Below are 19,985 nucleotides of genomic sequence, written 5' to 3' on the forward strand. Positions count from 1 at the left end.
TTCGCGGTAGTAATCCGTTCATCATTGGCCGCCATGCTCTCCGAGTTCTCGCTGATCGACCGCTTCTTTGCCCGCCGAGCGGCCGCCGCTCGGCCGTCCGACGCCACCAGCGCATCGCTCGGCATCGGCGACGACTGCGCGCTGCTCGCGCCGCGCGCCGGCGAAATGCTGGCGATATCGACGGACATGCTGGTGGAAGGCCGCCATTTCTTCGCCGATATCGATCCCGAAGCGCTGGGTCACAAGACGCTCGCGGTGAATCTGTCGGATCTCGCCGCAATGGGCGCGCAGCCGCAGGCGTTCACGCTGGCGTTTTCGTTGCCGAAGGCGGATGAAGCGTGGCTCGCCGCGTTCAGCGAGGGACTCTTCGCGCTCGCCGGGCGCTACGGCTGCGAACTGATCGGCGGCGACACGACGGGCGGCCCGCTGAATCTGTGCGTCACCGTGTTCGGCAGCGTGCCGTCGCAAGCGGCGCTGCGGCGCGACGCGGCCCAGCCGGGCGACGACATCTGGATTTCCGGCACCCTCGGCGACGCGCGCGCCGGTCTCGGCGTCCAGCGCGGGGAATGGTCCGCCGCTGCCAGCGACGCTGCGACGTTTCGCCGCGCCCTCGAACGGCCCGAGCCGCGCGTGCCGCTCGGGCTCGCGCTGCGCGGCCTCGCGCATGCGGCGCTCGACCTGTCGGACGGCCTGGCCGGCGATCTGCTGCACATCCTCGAGCGCTCGCGCATGCGCGCCACGGTCGACGTCGACGCCGTGCCGCGTTCCGCCGCGCTGCGCCGCCTCGCGCCCGCCATCCAGCAGCGCTGCACGCTCGCCGGCGGCGACGATTACGAGCTGTGCTTCACCGCGCCCGCCACGGCACGCGCCGCGATCGAAGCAGCCGGGCAGGCGGTGGCCGTGCCGGTCACCCGCATCGGTACAATAAGCGCTCTCGAGACGGCGGACGATCGCCCGGCCATCGAGTGGCGCAATGCCGACGGCGCACCCCTCACCCTGACGTTGCAAGGCTTCGACCACTTCCATGCAGACTGATCCCCCGCTCGGCCCCGCCGACGATCTCATCGGCAGCGAGCCGCCCCAGGCGCCGGAACCGCGTGCGCCGCGGCCTCAGCCGCGCCGCGCCACCGCGCGTTTCATGCTGTCGCATCCGCTGCACCTGCTGTCGCTCGGGTTCGGCAGCGGCCTGTCGCCGGTGGCCCCGGGCACGATCGGCACGTTGTTCGCGTGGGCCTCGTTCGCCGTGCTGAGCCGCTATCTGACCGTGATCGAATGGGGCGCGCTGATCGGCGCCGGCTTTGTCGGCGGCATCGCGATCTGCGGCTTTACCGCCAGGCGACTCGGCATCGGCGACCCGTCGTCGGTCGTGTGGGACGAAATCATCGCGTTCTGGCTGGTGCTGCTGATGGTCACGCCGGTGACGCTGACGGGCCAGCTGTGGGCCTTCATCGTGTTCCGCTTTTTCGACATGGTGAAGCCGCCGCCCATCAGTTATTTCGACCGCCGCCTGAAAGGTGGCTTTGGCATCATGTTCGACGATCTGGTCGCCGCCTTTTTCACGCTGCTTGTGATTGCGCTGTGGCGCATGTCGGTTTGACCGCCGCACGGCAATCGCCGCCTACGCCGCGCTTCAGTGCCGGCTCCCGTTTTCCGGATTGACGCCATGCCTACCGATTCCGTCGTTCACCAGCTCGCGATTCGCGTGAGCAACCGCCTGCGCGACGAGCGCCTGACGCTCGTCACCGCCGAGTCCTGCACGGGCGGCATGGTGGCGACCGCGATCACCGACATTTCGGGCAGCAGCGGCTGGTTCGAGCGCGGCTTCGTCACGTATTCGAATCAGGCGAAGAGCGAGATGATCGGCGTGCCCGCCGACCTGATCGACAAGCACGGCGCGGTCAGCGAGCCGGTCGCGCGCGCCATGGCCGAAGGCGCGCTGCGCAACAGCCGCGCGCAGGTCTCGGTGTCGATCACCGGCGTCGCCGGACCGGGCGGCGGCTCCGAGACCAAGCCGGTCGGGATGGTGTCGTTCGGCTGGAGCAACCGGCTGCATACGTCGGTGGAGACGAAGATCTTCAAGGGCGACCGCGAGCAGATTCGCGTGCAGGCCGCCGCGCACGCATTGCGCGGCGTGCTCGCGCTGCTCGACGAGCGCGAACATTGACCCTCGTTTGAAGGGCGGAAACGATGCGCGATTCGCAGGCAGCCAAAGACGAACTGATTCGCCGCTTCAATCTGAAGCCGCATCCGGAAGGCGGATTTTTTAGCGAGACGTATCGGTCGGCGCAACGCGTGGTTCGCGACGACGGCTCGGCGCAGAATCTCTCGGCGTCGACCGCGATTTACTACCTGCTCTGCGACGGCGCGCATTCGGCGTGGCATCGGATCAGGTCAGACGAAGTGTGGCATTTCTATGCGGGCGAGCCGTTGCACGTTCACGTGCTCCACAAACACGGCGCATTGATCACGCACAAGCTGGGCAATACGGTGACGCATCCCGACGCGGTGTTTCAGGCGGTAGTCCCGGCGGGTTTGTGGTTCGCGGCGGAATGCGCCGATCCGGCGGCGTTCGCGCTGGTGGGCTGCACGGTCGCGCCGGGATTCGAATTCAGCGAATTCGAACTGGCGGATCTGGATGCGTTGAGGGCGGAGTATCCGCAGCACGCGGAGTCTATTGTGCGGCTGGGGCCGGCGGCTTAGATAGCCTTCTTGCTCTGGTCGGGCAGGAGGCTCGAGAAAACCTGATCAGGCGGAACGTTCTGAACCGTTCCGAACCCTCTCATCAAACCGGGCCGAACCGAGCCCGCTCAAAAGCTGGCTTGTTCAACCCAGAGCCAGCTTCACCAACCCACCCCTCGATCAGCGGAACGCGTTGATCCGGTCGCGGGTATCCATCGCGGCTTTCGCCGCGGCTTGCGCGAAATCGTCGCCTTTGCCCGCGTAGATGATCGCGCGCGACGAGTTGATCAGCATGCCCGTGCCGTTCGCGGTGCGCCCGGCGTTGACGGTCGCCTCGACATCGCCGCCTTGCGCGCCGATGCCCGGAATCAGCAGCGGCATATCGCCGACGATCCCGCGCACCACATCGATTTCCTTCGGGAACGTCGCGCCGACCACCAGCGCCAGCTGCCCGCTCGCATTCCACTTGTCCGCCGCCAGTTGCGCGACGACCTGGTACAGCGGACGGCCGCCCGTCTCCAGGAATTGCAGATCGGAGCCGCCCGGATTCGACGTGCGGCATAGCACGATCACGCCTTTGCCTTCGTGTTCCAGATACGGCTGGATCGAGTCGAAACCCATGTAAGGATTCACTGTCACCGCGTCCGCCTTGTAGCGCTCGAACGCCTCGCGCGCGTATTGTTCGGCGGTGCTGCCGATGTCGCCGCGCTTCGCGTCAAGGATCACCGGCAGGCCCGGATGGTTCGCATGAATGTGGGCGATCAGCTGTTCGAGCTGGTCCTCCGCGCGATGCGCGGCGAAGTACGCGATCTGCGGCTTGAACGACGACGCATACGGCGCGCTTGCATCGACGATCGCGCGGCAGAAGTCGAAAATCGCGTCGGGCCGGCCGGCGAGCGCGCCCGGGAATTTGCTGGGCTCGGGATCGAGGCCGACGCACAGCAGCGAGTTGGTGCGCTGCCAGGCGTCGTTGAGTGTCTGGATGAAATGGGACATGTGGGTCTCGCGGCGAGCCGGTAATCGGAAGAGGCGCGTATTTTACCTGTCCTGCGCGCCGGGTCAGGCGCGCAGCGGCGCGCTCGACCAGTTTCTCGCGGCGCGGCGCGAAGGGTTGCGTTCACGCCGTATCGCGTCGCGCCAGTCCCTTCACGCCACCCCGTCCTGCTACTGCCGCCGCGACCCGCGCGCGCCGGGCATCGAACGCAAACCGGTGCGCTCGACTGTGAAGCGGAACGTGCGCGTCAGCCGCTCGCCGCGTCCCAGCAGGGTCATGCCGTTTTCGCACGCGCCGCCGGCCAGATTCATCGCGTTGATCGGATGATCGACCGGCTCGAAGCAAAAAAAGTTTTCGCCGGGCGGCGTGTACAGCACGTAGTAGTCGGTGTCGGCGGCGATGTTCAGCGACAGGCGGCGCTTCGGCCACACCACCGCCGCCTGCCCGCTCCAGCCGGTGAACGCGTGGTTGACGATCGTCTCCGGCAACGGATACGCGACGCCGAATTGCCACGCGGGGGGCGCCTGCACGTGGCGCACCGGCAGCCAGTCGTCGCCGGACAGCCACAGGCCGCCGGCCGCAGCCGACAGTTCCGTGTCCGCGTCGCGCACGAAGAACGGATGCACGCCGAGCCCGAACGGCAGCGCCTCGCGCCCCGCGTTCTCGATCTCCAGCGCGACGATGAGCGTCGGGCCGTCGAGCGTATAGGTTTGCGTCGCGCGGAACGCGTAGGGCTTGCCGTCACGGCGATCGAGCGTCAAGCGCACGTTTTCGCGGTCCGACTCCGCCACCTGCCACTCCGACAGCCAGCCGTCGCCGTGAATCGGCCATGGTTCGTCGTCGCGATTGCGCGGCACTTCAACACGCCGCCCCGCGACATTGAAACGGCCGCCGCCGATCCGGTTCGAATACGGCAGCAGCGGATAGCAGGCGAGCTGGTTCGGCTGGGTGTCGGCGCCGACGTGCCGGCAGCGCCGGAAGATCGGCGTGAGCGCGCCGTCGCCGCGCCAGTCGAAACGGGTGACGCCGCCACCGAGCGTCGGAGCGACGTCCAGACGTAAATGCGCGTTGGCGAGCGTGATACAGGCGACATCGCCCGCGCTGCTTTCGCCGACCGCCACCGCCGACGTGCTCGGCCCGGCCAGCACCGGATTGGCCGCCGCGGCGAGGCGCGAGCGCCGGCTCTGCGAGGTTGGGGGAGAAGCGGAAACAAGATTCGCAACAGTCATATCTGGCTCCATCGAGAGGCGAGGGACGTTGCCGTCATTGCTGACGGATGCTGTTGGGCGATTTTTTGAACCGATCGCCTCTGGGTCCGAACTGCATGCTGCCGATTTGCTGCCACTGGAATTGCGACATCACCTTCTGATTCTTTCAAACACATTGCAGAAACAAGCCGCCGCCGCGGCCTGTGGCGACCGGGCTGCGTCATTCTGCGCCTAGGCGGGCACGCCCAGGAACTCCGGTTCGGGCAAACCGCGCCGTCCGACCGTCGCGACGAACACGCCGCCCGCCCGAGTATCGTTCGCCAGCGCCGCGGCGTCGAGACCGGTGAGCGCGCTCGTGATGTACAGCGTGCCGAGTTGCGGGCCGCCCAGCGCGACACAAGTCGGCTGAATGGTCGGCACCTCGATGCGGTCCGTTTCCACGCCGTCGGGGCCGTAGCGCACCACGCGCGCGCCGTTCCACTGCGCGTTCCACAGGCCGCCGTCGCGGTCGACGGTCGAGCCGTCCGGCTCCACGCCCGCACCGATGACCTGCGTGAACTGACGGTCGTTGGCGATGCTGCCGTCCGCGTGATAATCGCACACGCGAATTTCCGGGATCAGCGAGTCGCAGTAATACAACGTCGCGCCATCTGGACTGAATGCGATGCTGTTCGAGATCGCCGGTGCCGGCAGCGGCAGGCGCTCCAGCGACAGATCCCGATTGAGCCGGTAAAAGCCGCCGACCGGTTGCGCCGGCGAGTTTTCGTCTTTCGTGCCGAATACGAAGCGCCCCTGGCGGTCGCAGCGGCCATCGTTCACGCGCGTGGTCAGACCCGGTTCGATATCGACGATGCGCCGCGTCTCACCAGTCGCCAGATCGAAAAACGCGAGGTGCGTGGCGAGGCCGAGCAGCAGGTATTGCGGATTCGCGCACAACGCGAACGTCGCGAGGCGCTCGGGCATGCTCCAGGAGGTGCTGCGGCCGTCGCCCGGATCGTAGCGCCACAGCCGCGCGCCTTCAATGTCCGTCCAGTACAAGCGGCCGGTTTTCGCGCACCATGTGGCCGCTTCTCCGAGCGTGCATTTCGTGTCGAGCAGCAAAGCCGCCCGCTGCGTCGTGACGCTCGACGGCGCGCCAGCGCTCACGCCCAGCCTCCATCGACGACGATGTCCTGCGCGGTGATCATCCGGCTGTCGTCGGCGGCGAGAAAGAGTGCCATGCGGGCGAGGTCGGCCGGTTCCAGCTCGGCGTCGATGCACTGCCCTTCCTTGATCTGCCGGCGGCCGGTGTCGTCGAGCCACAGGCGCTTCTGCTTTTCCGTCATCACCCAGCCCGGCACCAGCGTGTTGACGCGAATGTTGAAGTGCCCGAGGTCGCGCGCGAGTCCGCGCGTCAAACCCTGCACCGCCGATTTCGACATCACGTACACCGGATAGCCGCCGTTCTTCAGCATCCAGCTGATCGAACCGAGGTTGATGATCGAGCCGCTGTTGGCCGCTTTCATGTCCTCCATCACCGCCTGCGCCGCGAAGAACTGGTGACGGATATTCACCGCGATGCCCGCGTCGAACGACTCGCGCGTCACCTCGCCGATCGTGTGACGCTTGTCGTTCGCCGCGTTGTTGACCAGCACCTGGATGGACCCTAGGGCGGCCTTCACGTCGGCGATCGCTTTTTGCAGCGCGTCGATATCGGTCAGATCGCAGCTCAGGAACAGCGGCTTGTGTTTCGAATCGCCGAGCTGGTCGGCGAGCGCTTCACCCGCGCTAGCGTCGATATCGAAGAACGCGACGCGCGCGCCTTGCGCCGCGAAATGCTCGACGAACGATGCGCCGATGCCGGTCGCGCCGCCCGTGATCAACACCGTGCGGTCGACGAGACTCGGATAGCGCGCGAACGCGTTGTCCGCGAGTTGGGCGGTTGCATTGGCCGGAGACGACATCGTTCGATTCCTTTGAGAGCTATGGGGTGAGTGGCGCGGTGGATTCAGCCCTGGGCTCAATCCCGCGAACCGCGGTTCTTCAACTGGTCGAGCAGCACGGCGGCGAGCAGGATCGCGCCGCGCACGAGGTACTGATAGAACGCGTCGATGTTCAGCAGGTTCATCACGTTCTCGACCGTACCCATGATCAGTACGCCGATCACCACGCCGGAAATCGTCGCGCGGCCGCCGAGCAGCGATACGCCGCCCAGTACGCACGCCGAAATCACGTTCAGCTCGAAACCTTCGGCGGCATTCGGCTGACCCGACGTGATGCGCGACGCGAGGATCACACCAGCCAGCGCGGTCACGGCGCCCTGAATCAGGAAGATAAAAACGCGCGTGCGTTCGACATTGATACCGGCCAGACGCGACGCTTCCGGATTGCCGCCGATCGCGAGCGTATTGCGGCCGTACACGGTCTGGTTGAGCATCACGCCGAACACGATGAAGCACAGCAGCGTGACCCAGATCGGCAGCGACACGCCGAAGAAGCTCAGGCCGCCCAGCGCGATGAACGTGTCCGACGACACGCCCACGGCCTGCCCGTGCGACACGATGAAGCCGAGGCCGCGGACGATTTCCATCGTCGCGAGCGTCGTGATCAGCGCATTGATGCGCAGATACGCGATCACCGCGCCGTTGACGAAGCCGATCACCCCGCCCGCCGCGACCGCCGCGATGATCGCGATGAAGGTATTACCGGTGGCGTTGAGCACCATCGCGCACAGCACGCCGGCGAACGCCACGGTCGAGCCCACCGACAGGTCGAAGTCGCGCGAGGCCAGGCAGAACATCATCGTGCACGCGACCATGCCGATCTGCGAGATCGACAGTGCGAGACCGAGCATGTTCTCGATCGAGAAGAAGTGGTCGACGGTCAGCGACATCGTGACGAACATCACGACGAAGATCACGATCAGGCTGTACTCGGTGATCTGCTGCCACCATTTCGCCTTGTCGTTGGTCTGTGGAATCAGCGCATCGGCGGCACTTTTGGCGGCCTGTTGCGCGAGGTTTTCTCTGGCTTGCATGTTCAATACTCCTCCCGTATCCCCACGGGTTGCCGGACTTGCGTCCAAATAGTGTTCAGGCCGCCTGCTGGGCAGCGGTTTCGGTTCCGGGTAGCGCAGTCGAGCTTTGCGGCAGTGCGAGGCTCAGCACCGATTGTTCCGTTGCGTCCTTGCGCGCCAGCTCGCCGGAAATCCGGCCTTGGCGCATCACGACGATCCGGTCGGACACGCCGAGCACTTCCGGCAATTCCGACGAGATCATCACGATCGCGCAGCCGCGTTCGGCAAGCTGATAGATCACGTTGTAGATTTCATGCTTCGCGCCGACATCGATACCGCGAGTCGGCTCGTCGAGAATCACGACCTTCAGATCGGGCTCGGCGAGCCAGCGCGACAGAATCGCCTTCTGCTGATTGCCGCCCGACAGGAAGCGGATTTTCTGCCGGCGGCTCGGCGTTTTGATCTTCAGCAGCTTGATGAAGCGGTCCGCGGTTTCCGCTTCCTTCTTGCGATCGAGGAACATCCCCGCGCGCAGGTAGTGACGGCGGCAACTGATGTTGATGTTCTCCGACACCGTCGCCATCGCGACAATGCCCTCTTCCTTGCGATCTTCCGGACACAGCACGATGCCGTGTCTGATCGCTTCGCCCGCGCTGCGCACCTTGATCGGCTTGCCGTCGAGCAGCAGTTCGCCGCCCTTCTTGTGATCGGCGCCATACACCAGATGCATCAGCTCGCTGCGGCCCGCGCCCACCAGACCGAAGAAGCCGACGATCTCGCCGCGCCGCACCTCGAAGCTGGCCGGCTGCGCGAGCGCATGGCCTTCGATCGCTTTCGCCGCGAAGCGCACTTCGCCGAGCGGGCGTGCCGAATAGTTGTAGATGTCCGAAATTTCACGCCCGACCATCTCGCTGACGATGGTGTCGCGCGACACGCCTTCGAGCGTCGGATGCGACGCGATCTTGCGGCCGTCGCGGAAGATCGTGCAGGCGTCGCACAACTCGTAGATCTCGTCCATCCGGTGCGAGATGTAGATCATCGCGCGGTTGTCGGCGCGCAGATCGCGCACCAGTTTGAACAGCACCTCGGTCTCGCGATGCGACAGCGAACTGGTCGGCTCGTCGAGCGCGATCACGCGCGCGTTGCGCAACAGCGCCTTGCAGATTTCGACCATCTGCCGTTGCGCGATCGACAGCTTGCGCAGCTTCGCGTTCGGATCGAGCGCCACGCCCATCGCTTCCAGACGTTCGCGCACGAAGCGCTTGGCTTCGCGCTTGTTGACCCAGCCGAGCGAGTTCGGCAGCTGGCCGAGCAGCAGATTTTCCGCGACCGTCAGATCGGGAACGTACTGCAGTTCCTGGTGAATCACCGCGATGCCCGCCGCGATCGACGACGCCGCGCTCGTGAAGCGCACCTCGTTGCCGTCGATCAGCACGCGGCCCGAGTCGGGCTGATATTCACCGCCGAGTATCTTCAGCAGGGTCGATTTTCCTGCGCCGTTTTCGCCCATCAGGCCGTGAACCTGGCCGACGCTGACGTCGAAGGACACACCGTCGAGCGCACGCACGCCTGGAAAGACTTTGCCGATATTGTCAAAACGTAGCGTCGCTGACACTTCGCCTCCTGTGTCGGCCGGAGTTGGCGCTTTAGCGCCTACTCCGGTCCCATGCAAGATAGTTGCTGTTTCATGTGAACCGCGCCTCGCCGTGCCGCGAACTTCGCTCCTCACGTGCAGACGCAAACATGGCTTGTCTCTACTGCTGATCTTCTATTGCTATTGCCGGCGCGTCTGGTTCGAGCGCGACGCGCCGGCAGTTCACTTCATGTCGCTACGTAGCAACTTAATTCGACGCAAGGCCCATCTTCTGGCGCACTTCACCGACGTTCTCACGCGTGGCCAGCATGCCGGTCGTCAGCGTGAGCATCGGCGGTTCCTTGCCTTGCGTGATCCAGTCGTACATCAGCGTCGAGGTTTCTTCGCCGTGGCGCTTCGGGCTGATGATGACCGTGCCGTAGAAGCCCGTCGGCGTCGGCTTCTTGAACTCGTTCAACGCCGAGTCCGAACCGCCGATGCCGATCCCGATCATATTGTCCGCCTTGAAGCCGCGGCCTTCCGCTGCGCGCACCGCGCCGAGCACGCCTTCGTCGTTCAGCGCGTAGGCAACCCAGTGCTTGTACTGCGGGTTCTTCGTCAGCGCGATGTTGGCGGCGTTGAACGCGTTTTCCGTGTCGGTCTTCGCTTGCGGCGCGGCGATGATGTTCGCCTTCGGGAAGCCGGCGGCCACCAGCGCGTCGGTCGCGCCAGTGGTCCGGTCATGCGCGGTCGGCAGCTGTTCGTAGGTCACGTCGATCGCGCCGACGTCCTTCATGTCCCAGCCGCGCTTCTTGATTTCCGCAGCCAGACCGTCGCCGACCTGCTTGCCGATGTTGTACGCCGAAATGCCCATGTGCGGCACCGATGCGATCGGCTTGCCCGCGCCATCGACCAGACGGTCGTCCACCGTCATCATCTTCAGGCCGTCGGCCTTCGCCTTCGCGACGATGCCCGGTCCGAGCTTGACATCAGGCGTGCAGATCACGAAGCCTTGCGCCTTCTGCGCCGACAGATTGTCGATTGCGCTCATCACCTTCTCACCCGACGGCGCGCCGATCTTCACCAGCGTGAAGCCCTTTTCCTTGGCGGCGATCTCGGCGAACTTCCATTCGTCCTGGAACCAGGGTTCTTCAGGCTGCTTCACGAGGAAGCCGATCTTGACCGGGTCGGCGGCTTGCGCGACCGGCGCGCTGAAGAGCACACCCGTCGCCGCTGCTGCCAGCGTGAGGAAAATTCTACGTTTCATGATGCGTGTCTCCTGACTAATTGATAACGAGAAGGTAAGCGGCCGCGTCTTCTTGTACCGGTGATGACACACGCGGCCAGCGCGTCGTCCGGTGTACTCTTTGCGCCCCTGCGCAACCTGCGTGCTGCAAAAATCAGTCGTGGTATAGCGCCGAGCGGCCGCCATCCACGGTGATGCAACTGGCGTTGATGAACGGCGCTTCGTCCGACGCGAGAAACACCGCGGTCATCGCCACTTCTTCCGGGCGGCCGATGCGCTTCATCGGTTGCAAGTCGAGCGTCGCCTGCTGGGCGGCGGCCGGATCGGCTTGCTGGTTCCACCAGTCGTGCGTCAACTGCGTTTCGATGTAGCCCGGCGCGATCGCGTTGACCCGTACGTTGCGCGGCGCGTATTCGATGCCGAGCGCGCGCGTCAGGCCGATCACACCGTGCTTGGCGACCGGATACGGGAAACAGCCCGGAATGATCTTGAACGCGTGTGTCGATGCGATGTTGACGATGCTGCCCGCGCCGCGTTCGACCATGCCCGGCAACACCGCGCGGCAGCCGTTCCACACGCCGTCGAGATCGACCGCGAAGCAGCGGCGCCAGTCGTCGTCGGTCATGGTCAGCGGATCGCAGAACACGTTGATGCCGGCGTTGTTCACCAGCACGTCGAGCGCGCCGAAGGCCTGCTCCGCCTCGCTCACCGCCTGCCGGACCGACGCCGACTGCGTGACGTCCGTGTGCAGCGCGAGCACGCGTGCGCCGGTTTGCGCCTTGATATGCTCGGCCGTCTGCTGCGCGGTGTCGATCTCCAGTTCCGCCAGCACGACCGACGCGCCCTCGCGCGCGAACGCGAGCGCGATCGCCGCACCGATGCCGCGCCCGGCGCCGGTGATCAACGCGGCTTTGCCGGCGAGTCGCTTCATTTCTTCACGCCCGCGCGGGCGATCCGCAAACCGTTGATGAACGCCTTCGCATGCGAGGCGGTCACGGCCGCGCTCTGGCCCGGCTTGTACAGCGCCGAGCCGAGGCCGAAGCCGTTCGCGCCGGCGCTCAGAAACGGCCCCATGTTGTCCGGCGTGATGCCGCCGACCGGCACCAGCGGCACCTGCGCCGCGATCACCGCGCGCCACGCCTTCACGACCTGGCAGCCGAGCTGTTCGGCGGGGAACATCTTCAGCACGTCCGCGCCGTTCTTCAGCGCGACGAACGCTTCGGTCGGCGTGGCGACGCCCGGCGCGCAGGCGAGGCCTTGCGCTTTCGCGGCGAGCACGACCTCAGGGTCGCTATGCGGCATGACGATCAGTTCGCCGCCCGCCTGCTTCACGTCGTTGACGAAACCCGGATGCAGCACCGTGCCCGCGCCGACGATCGCATCGGCCGGCAGCACCTTGCGGATCGCGGCGATGCTGTCGAACGGCTGCGGAGAATTCAACGGCACTTCGACGATGCGAAAGCCCGCTTCGTACAGCGCCTGGCCGTGATCGGCCGCATCGGCGGGCGTCACGCCGCGCATGATCGCGATCAGCGGACAGATTTCGAAGGCCGCGATCAGCCCCGCGTGCGGCATGTACGGAGCGGGCAGATTAAGGTGAGGTTGCATGTCGGTTCCTTGTTTCGTGAGCGGCGGTGCGGCCGGTCAACCCGCACGCGCCGCGTGGGCGGCCGGATTGACGAGCCCCGCCTGCGACGCGACGCGCCATAGGCCGCGCTCGGTGGCCTGCTTCACCAACGTCGCCTGGGTGCAGCCGAATTGCGTGAGCGCGAGGCGATAACGCTCGCACAACGCTTCATTGCCGATCAGGCGCAGGCTCTGCGCGGCAAGCGTGTTCTGCTGTTGCGTCAGCACGGCTTCGAGGCCGGCCAGTTCATGTCCGATCAGCAAGCCCGACAGATAGTCGGGCTGCGCGTCGCGCGCGAGCTGTCCGGTGAGGCCGAGCGTGCGCGCGCTGAAGACGGTCGCGAGCAGACCCGCCTGGCCCTTCTCGCGGGCAATGCTCACACCATGCAGGAATGCTTCGGTATCCGGACGATCCGGCGTCACCATCGTGCGCCCGAGGATCGTATGCTCGCGCAGCGCCGCGAACACTTCGCCGGTCATGAACGTATGAAAACGCTCGATCCGCCCCGCCTGCACGACCGCCCATTTCGCGTGCGTGCCGGGCAGGCCGATCAGCGCGCGCCTGCCGATGTCGGCGGCGTTCGCGTCCTCGCTGAGCGCGCCGAAAATCTGCGTCTCTTCGCCGCGCATCACGTTGGGCAGTTCGCCGCGTTGCAGGACGCCCGGCACGATGTGCAGCGTCGCACCGCACGCCGCCTTCACGCGGACGATGCCGGCCACCAGCGCATCGGCGTTCGCCGGCGCGTCCACATACGGCGCTTCGACCCAGCCCTGCGCGCTGCCGACCATCCCCGCCGCGATCACCGGCACGGCCGGAGCGTATTGGAGCCAGACGCCGCACGCGTCGTCGAAGGCCGCGTCGAAGCCGCCCTGTTCCGCGCGGCGCGGCAGATTCATGATGCCGGCCGTCGACGCGCGCGTTGCCAGCACCTGGCCGTCGGCGTCGAAAAGATAGGCGCGCAGCGAGGTCGTGCCCCAGTCGAGCGCGATCAGCGCGGCGTGCGCGAGGCCGGCAGCGGCGTCGGCGACGCCCGCAACCGGGTGAGCGCTTGCCGGTGTGGGAGAACCCGCTCGTTTCATCGCTTGATCCTGCGGGTGGTCGGCTGCGGAGCGCGCCAACCGAGTTCTTCCGAGATCGCGCGGGCTTCGCGCTGCACGACCGGAATCAGTTCGTCCATGCGTTCGAGCGGCATGTACGGGATCGTGCTCGCCACCGACAGCGCCGCCACCACCGCCCCCGACGCATCGCGCACCGGGGCCGCGACGCAACGGATCGCCGCTTCGTTTTCTTCGAGGTCGAAGGTGTAGCCGCCGGCGGCGTAGCTGGTCATGCGCTGCATGAAGGTCGGCGCGTCGGGGCGGTTGTCCGGCTTGAACGTGACACTGGCGAGCGCGCGGCGCGACGCGTCGAACAGCGACTGCCAGACATCCGGCGTGAGGTCGAGCATCATCGCCTTGCCGATTCCCGTCGACGCCAACGGCATCCGGTGACCGACGCGCGAGCGCATTTCGAGGCCGCGAGTGCCGGGAATCTTGTCGATGTACAGCACGTCGTCGCCATCGCGCACGCCGAGGTGGATCGTGTCGAGCGTCTGCTCGGCAAGCGACTCCAGATGCGGACGCGCCACCGCGGTCAGCGGCATCTGCTCGAGCGCGATGGTGCCGAGCTCGATCAGCTTCGGGCCGAGCAGGTAGCCGCCTTGCACCTGACGCAGATAACGCGCCTGCACGAGGCTGCTGACCAGCCGGTGCGTGGTGCTGCGGGTCGTGCCGAGCGCAGCGCCGAAGGTCCGCAGGTCACGCACGCCGGCGGCAGCGGCTTCGAGAATCGCCAGGCCGCGCAGCAGCGTTTGCGTGCCGGCCTGTTGCGGCGTGATGTCCAGCAGCGTGCTAGGCAGCGCGATGCCGTCGACGGCGGGCGGTTGAGCGCCGGCGCGCGGCGTCCTGGCCGCCGGAGCCTGAGGCGCCGCCGCGCTGGTCGCTTGATCGGCTTCGGACGTGCTCTCGGCGTGAGTGGGCATCGCTTTGTTCATGGCGATTGGCTGTGGGTGGTTTTTGCGCTTACCGCGCGGGGCCGGAGGAAAAGCCGTGAAGATTCGCGATGCGGCGGGCGCAATGGCTCCGCCTTTGACTGGTAGGCATGGTTTGGCCTCGTCTCCGGTTTTTTGCTTGTCGCTGTTCGCGTGGTCAGATTGCTGGGCTCTCTGACTCGCGTTGCATTGTGGTTTGGATTGTAGGGCTGTTTTTGAGAAATCTCCAATATGTGAATGTGAGATTCATATAATGGGATTTGTTAGTTTTGAGGGATTCGGGCCGCGCGCACTCCGACCTCGTGCGAGTGGCTTTGGTTCGCCCGCCCGGAGCGCAAAAAAGCCCGCACGGAAGGCGGGCCTGGCAGGCTGGCGGCGCAGTTGCAGCGGACGCTTGCGCCAGTTTGGCGTGGTTCGCTGGCGCGGGCCGTTGACATGGATTTCGCGGGTTACGTCGACGTCACGCCACCCCGCCAGCTGCTTCCCACCCCACCCCGCCGATAAAGCACCAACGTCGCGACCAATCCACACACAGCCGCAAAGCTGAGCCAATACCCTGGCGCTGCCCTGTCGCCCGTCACCTGAATGAGATAAGTCGACACCGCCGGCGTGAATCCACCGAAGATCGCCGTAGCAAGGCTGAACGCGAGCGAGAAGCCCGCCACCCGAACGTTCTCCGGCATCACCTCGGTGAGCGCGGCAACCATTGCGCCGTTGTACATGCCGAAGAAGAACGAAAACCACAGCAGCACGGTCAGCATGCGCACGAAGCTGGGCGACGCCGCCAGCCACCATAGCGCCGGATACGCGGTCAGAATCGCAAGCACGGTAATCGCGATCAGAATCGGCCGGCGACCGATGCGATCCGACAGCGCGCCGCCAATCGGCAGCCAGATGAAATTGCCGATGCCGACGCAAAACGTGACGATCAGACTGTCGGCGGTCGAGAGCTTCAGCACGGTCTTGCCGAAGGTCGGCGTATAAACGGTGATCAGATAAAACGTGGTGGTGGTCATCGCGACGAGCAGCATGCCCGCGAACACGACCTTCCAGTTCTGCAACAGCGTGCCGAACACCTCGCGCGCGTTGGGGCGATGCCGTTGCGCCTTGAATTCCTCCGTCTCCTCCAGCGAGCGGCGCAAAGCAAATAGCAGCGGCACGATCGCGCAGCCGATGAAGAAAGGAATGCGCCAACCCCATGCACCAATCGTCGCGGCTGTCATCCAGTGATTGAGGCCGTAGCCGAGCGCCGCCGCGATGACGATCGCCACTTGCTGGCTCGCCGACTGCCAGCTCGTGTAGAAACCCTTGCGGCCCGGCGTCGCGATCTCGGCGAGATAGACGGACACGCCCCCGAGTTCCGCACCCGCGGAAAAGCCCTGCAATAGCCGTCCCAGCAATACGAGACCTGGCGCCAGCATACCGATCGATGCATAACCCGGCACACATCCGATCAGGATCGTCCCGCTCGCCATGATCGCGAGCGTCACGATCAAGCCCTTGCGCCGGCCCACCTGGTCGATGTACGCGCCAAGAAAAATCGCCCCGAGCGGTCGCATGAGGAACCCCGCGCCGAACACCGCGAACGTGAGCATCAGCGACGCGAAATCGCTGTTCGTCGGGAAGAACACCTTCGAAATGTACGGCGCGTAAAAGCCGAATAGAAAGAAGTCGAACTGCTCCAGAAAGTTGCCACTGGTCACGCGCAATACCGCGCCGACCTTCGACACTCGGGACGTGGCCGCGTCATTCGCGACTGGGGCTGTGGGGTTCATCATTCAGGTCTCCGTTATTTTCTTTGCGACGCTTCGGCGCTCAGTCGGCGCCGGCTTGCAAGCCGCTGCTGCGGCGTTTTTCGATCGCGGACTTGAGCAAGGCCGCACTGCGATAAATGCCGTGCGCGAATTTTCCATACGGCAGCGTGGCAAAGAGCGCCATCACCACACCCAGGTGCGACGCGAGCAACGCGGGCATCGCCGGCGTGTCGCGGCCGAGCAGTAGCGCGAGGCCCGTGGCGCTCGTCAGCAGCAGCAACGCGATGAAGCCGCGATCCATCGGCCGTTGTTTTGCATCACCGCTCTCGGGGTTGCGCCGCAGGTTGAGCCACAGCAGACCGGCCGGGCCGATCAGCAAGCCGATGCCGCCCAGCGAGCCCAGCACGACCGGCAGACTGAGCATCGGATAAGGCGCCTCTTCATGCAGCACGTAGTGGTAAAGCGTCGCCACGGCCGTAGCGGCGAAGCACAGCATGAAGCCGTAGAACGTGAAGTGATGGAAACGCCGGCGCGCGAGCGTGAAGCGGTCGTCCGATTCGTTGCAGCCGTCGCCGTGTCCGCCGTCGAGGTAGGTGAGGGCCAGCACGTTCCTCGTCGCCTCGAAGATCGCCGGCGCCGACGCCGTTCCCGCCGACACGTCCCGCCAGAATCGCGTCACGCCGATACCCAGCGCAAACACCGCGAATCCGAATATCGCGCCGAAGATCGCGGCAAGCAGGTGATGGGAGAAGATCGCGTAGAAGCCGGATGGCTGTGCGCCGTCACGGTAGCCGAGCAGCGAGCCCGTCAGCGCGGTGCCGAGTATCAGGAACAGCGCAAGCCCGGCCGCCAGCGCCAGTGCCACGGTCAAGCCGTTGCGTTTGTACAGTGCGCCCATCATCGGCGGCCACGCGTACTCGGTGTAGGTTTCGAGCCGCACTTTCGCCATCGCCTGCGGGACGTTCACCGCGAATTCGTGAGGGGGCGCGTACTGGCAAGCGTGATAGCACGCGCCGCAGTTGTGGCAGAGGTTGGCCAGGTAGTTCACGTCGGCCTTGCCGAATTCGAGCCGGCGTGTCATCGCCGGGAATACCGCGCAGAAACCTTCGCAGTAGCGGCACGCGTTGCATATTTGCATCTGCCGCGCGACCTCGGCTTCGTCGCCGCTCAACGGAAGAACCCGGATGACTCTCGACCGCGGATCGCGTTCAGAAGGATAGTCGGCGCGGCCGGGAGAGTTCGCCAACTCCTGCGCTTCACGCGCAAGCGCTTCAATTTTCTGCACTGAGAACTCCTGATGATTCGCGCGCGGATCGAGCCGCTTCTGCCGACCGTGCCGCCCGCGCAGCCTCGGTGCCGGCGATGCGTCCAAACGCAGTGCCGATCGACATCCCGACCCCTGCCGTATAGCCTTTGCCGAGCACGTTGCCCGCCATCATCTCGCCCGCGACGAAGAGGTTCTGGCTCGGCTTGCCGCCAAAATGCACCTGAGCGCGGTCATTGACCTTCAGGCCCAGATAAGTGAACGTGATGCCGGGCTTGAGCGCGTAGCCATAGAACGGCGGCGTGTCGACAGGCCGGGCCCAATGGGTCTTCGGTGGGACGAGAGCCTCGGTGTGGCAGTCGTCGAGTGCCGTGTGGTCGAACGTGCCGACCCGGCATGCGTCGTTGTATTCGGTGACGGTTTGCACGAACGCCGCTTCCGGAAGACCCAGCTTGCGCGCTAGTCCCGCCAGGGTGTCCGACTGCTCGCCGGGAAACACCGGCGGCATGAAGCGGCCGACCGCCTTGGCGTCGATGATCGAGTAGCCGGTCTGGCCAGGCTGCTGGGCGACGAGGCGTCCCCAGATCGCGTAACGCTTGGGCCAGAAGTCCTCGCCCTCGTCGTAAAACCGCATGGCGTCGCGATTGACGACCACCCCCAGCGACACACAGTCGATCCGCGTGCAGATGCCGCCGTCATAGAGCGGCGCACGCGCGTCGATCGCGACGCAATGCGACTGCGACGGGTCGCCGATCGCATCCGCGCCGGCGTCGATCATGTACTTCAGCAGCACGCCCTTGTTAAAACGCGTGCCGCGGATCAGAAAGTTATCCGCCGGCCATTCGCCGCGCTCGTTCTGCCCCCAGGCCTCTCTCAGCCATTCGCGATTGGATTCGAAGCCGCCTGCCGCCAGCACGCACGTACGCGCCTCGAAACGACGGCCCGCACTGCGCGCCGCGACGAAGCGGCCGCCGTCCAGCTCGATCGAGTCGACCGGTGTGTCGTAAAGAATCTGCACGCCCAATGCTTTGGCGCTGCGGTAGTACGCGTTGACGAGCGCTTTGCCGCCGCCCATGAAGAACGCGTTAGTGCGCGCGACGTGCAGCGCGCCGGACAACGGCGGCTGAAACCGCACGCCGTGCTTGCGCATCCACGGACGGCAGGTTGCGGACGCCCGGATCACGAGACGCGCGAGATGCTCGTTCGTGATGCCACCGGTCACCTTCAACAGGTCGCGCCAGTATTCTTCTTCGGGATACGTTTCGACGAGCACGTCCTGCGGCGCATCGTGCATGCAGCGCAGGTTACGTGTGTGTTGTGAGTTGCCGCCCCGCCACTCGCGCGGGGCCGATTCGAGCAGCAATACCGACGCGCCCGCTTCGCGCGCCATCAGCGCAGCGCACAGCGCGGCATTGCCTCCTCCGATTATGAGCACATCGACCATCTAGCTTGTCTCCTGTCGATCGGAGTTGGCGCTTTAGCGCTTACTCCGATCCCATGCAATCGCGGTCGATCGGAGTTGGCGCTTTAGCGCTTACTCCGATCCCATGCAATCGCGGTCGATCGGAGTTGGCGCTTTAGCGCTTACTCCGATCCCATGCAATTGCTGTCGAGGCGAACTGTAATCATCGACGGCGAACGCCGCCATCAGCAAACCGGCTAGGGGTCTTCAGTTTTTGTGAACAGGCGGCTTATCTGAGTTTCGCGCCGGGCCAGCGGCCCTCGCTCACCAGCGTGCGGGCGACATCCGCGAGCACGACGCGCGCCGCCAGCGCGGCGGGCGACAATTCGTCATCGGACACGCTGACCAGCAGATTCGCCCTGACCGCATCGGCGTCCACGATGCGGCTACTGGCGAGCATCGCGTTCTCGGAACGCGCAAGCGCCGCGCCGGGCTGGATGGTCGCGCCAAGACCGCCGCGCACCGCGTCCATCAGCATCGCGAGACCGTCCGCTTCGGCGGCGAGATGCGGCTCGTACCTGGCGCGCTTGAAAGCGGTGGTCAACAACGCCCGCAAGCCATGCGAGCCGCTTGGCAGGATTAGCGGAAGCTGGCCGAGCTTCGACAGACGCACCTCGGGTTCCGTCGGCATGCCGGGCAGATCGCGCGGGCCGATCACGAACAGCCGCTCGTCGAGCAATGGCATCACGCTCCAGCGTTGGGTGGGCGCCTCCTGAAACAGGATTGCCAGATCGATGGTCCGCGCGCCGAGCATCGACGCGAGATAGCCGGACAGGCTTTCGACCATGCGCAGGCGGATGTCCGGATAGCGATCGCGCATCGCACGCACGAACGGCAAGCCGAGCACGCCGGTGGTGCTGGGCGGGAGTCCTACGCTGACGTGTCCGGACAGGCGAGCTTCGCGCGCGGCGAGCGCGGCGGCGTCGATATGGCGCAGCGCCAGTTGCGCCTGCCGCCAGAACGCGCGCCCGGCGTCGGTCGGCACGACGCCGCTCGACGTGCGCTGCAGCAGGCGGGTCGACAGTTCGCTTTCGAGCCGGCCGATCTGCTGGCTCAACGCCGATGTGACGACGCCCAGTTCGAGCGCCGCCTTGCCCATGCTGCCGTGTTCGATCACGCTGATAAAGTAACGTAGCTGTCGCAGTTCCATCGGA

General features: G+C 65.6%; 19 protein-coding genes. 4 read left to right on the top strand and 15 right to left on the bottom strand.

The features are described 5' to 3' along the window. Positions 1 to 33: 33 nt before the first annotated feature. From thiL to PQR02_RS10710, 4 genes are all read left to right on the top strand, one after another. Positions 34 to 1,035, top strand: coding sequence for a thiamine-phosphate kinase (gene thiL, locus PQR02_RS10695; protein ID WP_408229493.1), 1,002 nt, complete (start codon positions 34 to 36; stop codon positions 1,033 to 1,035). After that, entirely contained in the window at positions 1,025 to 1,597 is a 573-nt protein-coding gene (locus tag PQR02_RS10700) for a phosphatidylglycerophosphatase A family protein (RefSeq protein WP_408229496.1), read from the top strand. Before thiL ends, PQR02_RS10700 begins: the two co-directional genes overlap by 11 nt. Before the next feature lie 66 nt (positions 1,598 to 1,663). Continuing rightward, positions 1,664 to 2,164, top strand: coding sequence for a CinA family protein (locus tag PQR02_RS10705; protein WP_408229499.1), 501 nt, complete (start codon positions 1,664 to 1,666; stop codon positions 2,162 to 2,164). A 23-nt stretch (positions 2,165 to 2,187) separates the two neighbouring features. Beyond that, positions 2,188 to 2,700 (top strand): cupin domain-containing protein, encoded by a 513-nt coding sequence (locus tag PQR02_RS10710; protein WP_408229502.1) that lies wholly within the window; start codon positions 2,188 to 2,190, stop codon positions 2,698 to 2,700. Positions 2,701 to 2,859: 159 nt separating this feature from the next. Here the strand turns inward: PQR02_RS10710 and pyrF are convergent, their stop codons facing one another. The 15 genes from pyrF to PQR02_RS10785 all read right to left on the bottom strand — a co-directional run bounded on the left by pyrF (position 2,860) and on the right by PQR02_RS10785 (position 19,981). After that, complete coding sequence (pyrF, locus tag PQR02_RS10715; protein WP_408229505.1) at positions 2,860 to 3,675, bottom strand: orotidine-5'-phosphate decarboxylase; 816 nt, start codon at positions 3,673 to 3,675, stop codon at positions 2,860 to 2,862. Between the two features lie 168 nt (positions 3,676 to 3,843). After that, on the bottom strand, positions 3,844 to 4,902 hold the full coding sequence (locus tag PQR02_RS10720) for an aldose 1-epimerase (protein WP_408229508.1): 1,059 nt from the start codon (positions 4,900 to 4,902) through the stop codon (positions 3,844 to 3,846). A gap of 210 nt (positions 4,903 to 5,112) precedes the next feature. Further along, positions 5,113 to 6,027, bottom strand: a complete 915-nt coding sequence (locus PQR02_RS10725) for an SMP-30/gluconolactonase/LRE family protein (protein ID WP_408229511.1) — start codon at positions 6,025 to 6,027, stop codon at positions 5,113 to 5,115. Beyond that, positions 6,024 to 6,824 carry an SDR family NAD(P)-dependent oxidoreductase gene (locus tag PQR02_RS10730; protein WP_408229514.1) on the bottom strand — a complete coding sequence of 267 codons (801 nt, stop codon included), beginning with the start codon at positions 6,822 to 6,824 and terminating at the stop codon, positions 6,024 to 6,026. Before PQR02_RS10730 ends, PQR02_RS10725 begins: the two co-directional genes overlap by 4 nt. Positions 6,825 to 6,880: 56 nt before the next feature. Continuing rightward, positions 6,881 to 7,897, bottom strand: coding sequence for an L-arabinose ABC transporter permease AraH (araH, locus tag PQR02_RS10735; protein WP_408229517.1), 1,017 nt, complete (start codon positions 7,895 to 7,897; stop codon positions 6,881 to 6,883). Positions 7,898 to 7,952: 55 nt separating this feature from the next. Next, entirely contained in the window at positions 7,953 to 9,491 is a 1,539-nt protein-coding gene (gene araG / locus PQR02_RS10740; protein ID WP_408229520.1) for an L-arabinose ABC transporter ATP-binding protein AraG, read from the bottom strand. Between the two features lie 226 nt (positions 9,492 to 9,717). Then, positions 9,718 to 10,716, bottom strand: a complete 999-nt coding sequence (locus tag PQR02_RS10745; protein WP_408229523.1) for an arabinose ABC transporter substrate-binding protein — start codon at positions 10,714 to 10,716, stop codon at positions 9,718 to 9,720. 133 nt (positions 10,717 to 10,849) lie between these two features. Then, positions 10,850 to 11,626 carry an SDR family oxidoreductase gene (locus PQR02_RS10750; RefSeq protein ID WP_408229526.1) on the bottom strand — a complete coding sequence of 259 codons (777 nt, stop codon included), beginning with the start codon at positions 11,624 to 11,626 and terminating at the stop codon, positions 10,850 to 10,852. Next, positions 11,623 to 12,303: a 2-dehydro-3-deoxy-6-phosphogalactonate aldolase gene (locus PQR02_RS10755; protein WP_408229529.1), complete on the bottom strand. Its 681-nt coding sequence runs from the start codon at positions 12,301 to 12,303 to the stop codon at positions 11,623 to 11,625. Before PQR02_RS10755 ends, PQR02_RS10750 begins: the two co-directional genes overlap by 4 nt. A 36-nt stretch (positions 12,304 to 12,339) precedes the next feature. Then, positions 12,340 to 13,401 carry a 2-dehydro-3-deoxygalactonokinase gene (locus PQR02_RS10760; protein ID WP_408229532.1) on the bottom strand — a complete coding sequence of 354 codons (1,062 nt, stop codon included), beginning with the start codon at positions 13,399 to 13,401 and terminating at the stop codon, positions 12,340 to 12,342. Further along, entirely contained in the window at positions 13,398 to 14,354 is a 957-nt protein-coding gene (locus PQR02_RS10765; protein WP_408229535.1) for an IclR family transcriptional regulator, read from the bottom strand. The genes PQR02_RS10760 and PQR02_RS10765 overlap by 4 nt, the downstream gene beginning before the upstream one ends. A 446-nt stretch (positions 14,355 to 14,800) precedes the next feature. Further along, positions 14,801 to 16,126: an MFS transporter gene (locus PQR02_RS10770; protein WP_408229662.1), complete on the bottom strand. Its 1,326-nt coding sequence runs from the start codon at positions 16,124 to 16,126 to the stop codon at positions 14,801 to 14,803. Between the two features lie 40 nt (positions 16,127 to 16,166). Next, the gene (gene tcuB / locus PQR02_RS10775) at positions 16,167 to 17,390 is read right to left on the bottom strand and encodes a tricarballylate utilization 4Fe-4S protein TcuB (protein ID WP_408229538.1); all 1,224 of its coding nucleotides are present in this window, start codon (positions 17,388 to 17,390) and stop codon (positions 16,167 to 16,169) included. Then, positions 17,377 to 18,813, bottom strand: a complete 1,437-nt coding sequence (gene tcuA / locus PQR02_RS10780; RefSeq protein WP_408229541.1) for an FAD-dependent tricarballylate dehydrogenase TcuA — start codon at positions 18,811 to 18,813, stop codon at positions 17,377 to 17,379. The genes tcuB and tcuA overlap by 14 nt, the downstream gene beginning before the upstream one ends. A 247-nt stretch (positions 18,814 to 19,060) precedes the next feature. Beyond that, the gene (locus tag PQR02_RS10785; protein WP_408229544.1) at positions 19,061 to 19,981 is read right to left on the bottom strand and encodes a LysR family transcriptional regulator; all 921 of its coding nucleotides are present in this window, start codon (positions 19,979 to 19,981) and stop codon (positions 19,061 to 19,063) included. Between the last annotated feature and the right edge of the window lie 4 nt (positions 19,982 to 19,985).

Origin of the sequence: Paraburkholderia sediminicola (genome assembly GCF_046026895.1) — a bacterium.
GTDB classification, from domain to species: Bacteria; Pseudomonadota; Gammaproteobacteria; order Burkholderiales; family Burkholderiaceae; genus Paraburkholderia; species Paraburkholderia sediminicola_C.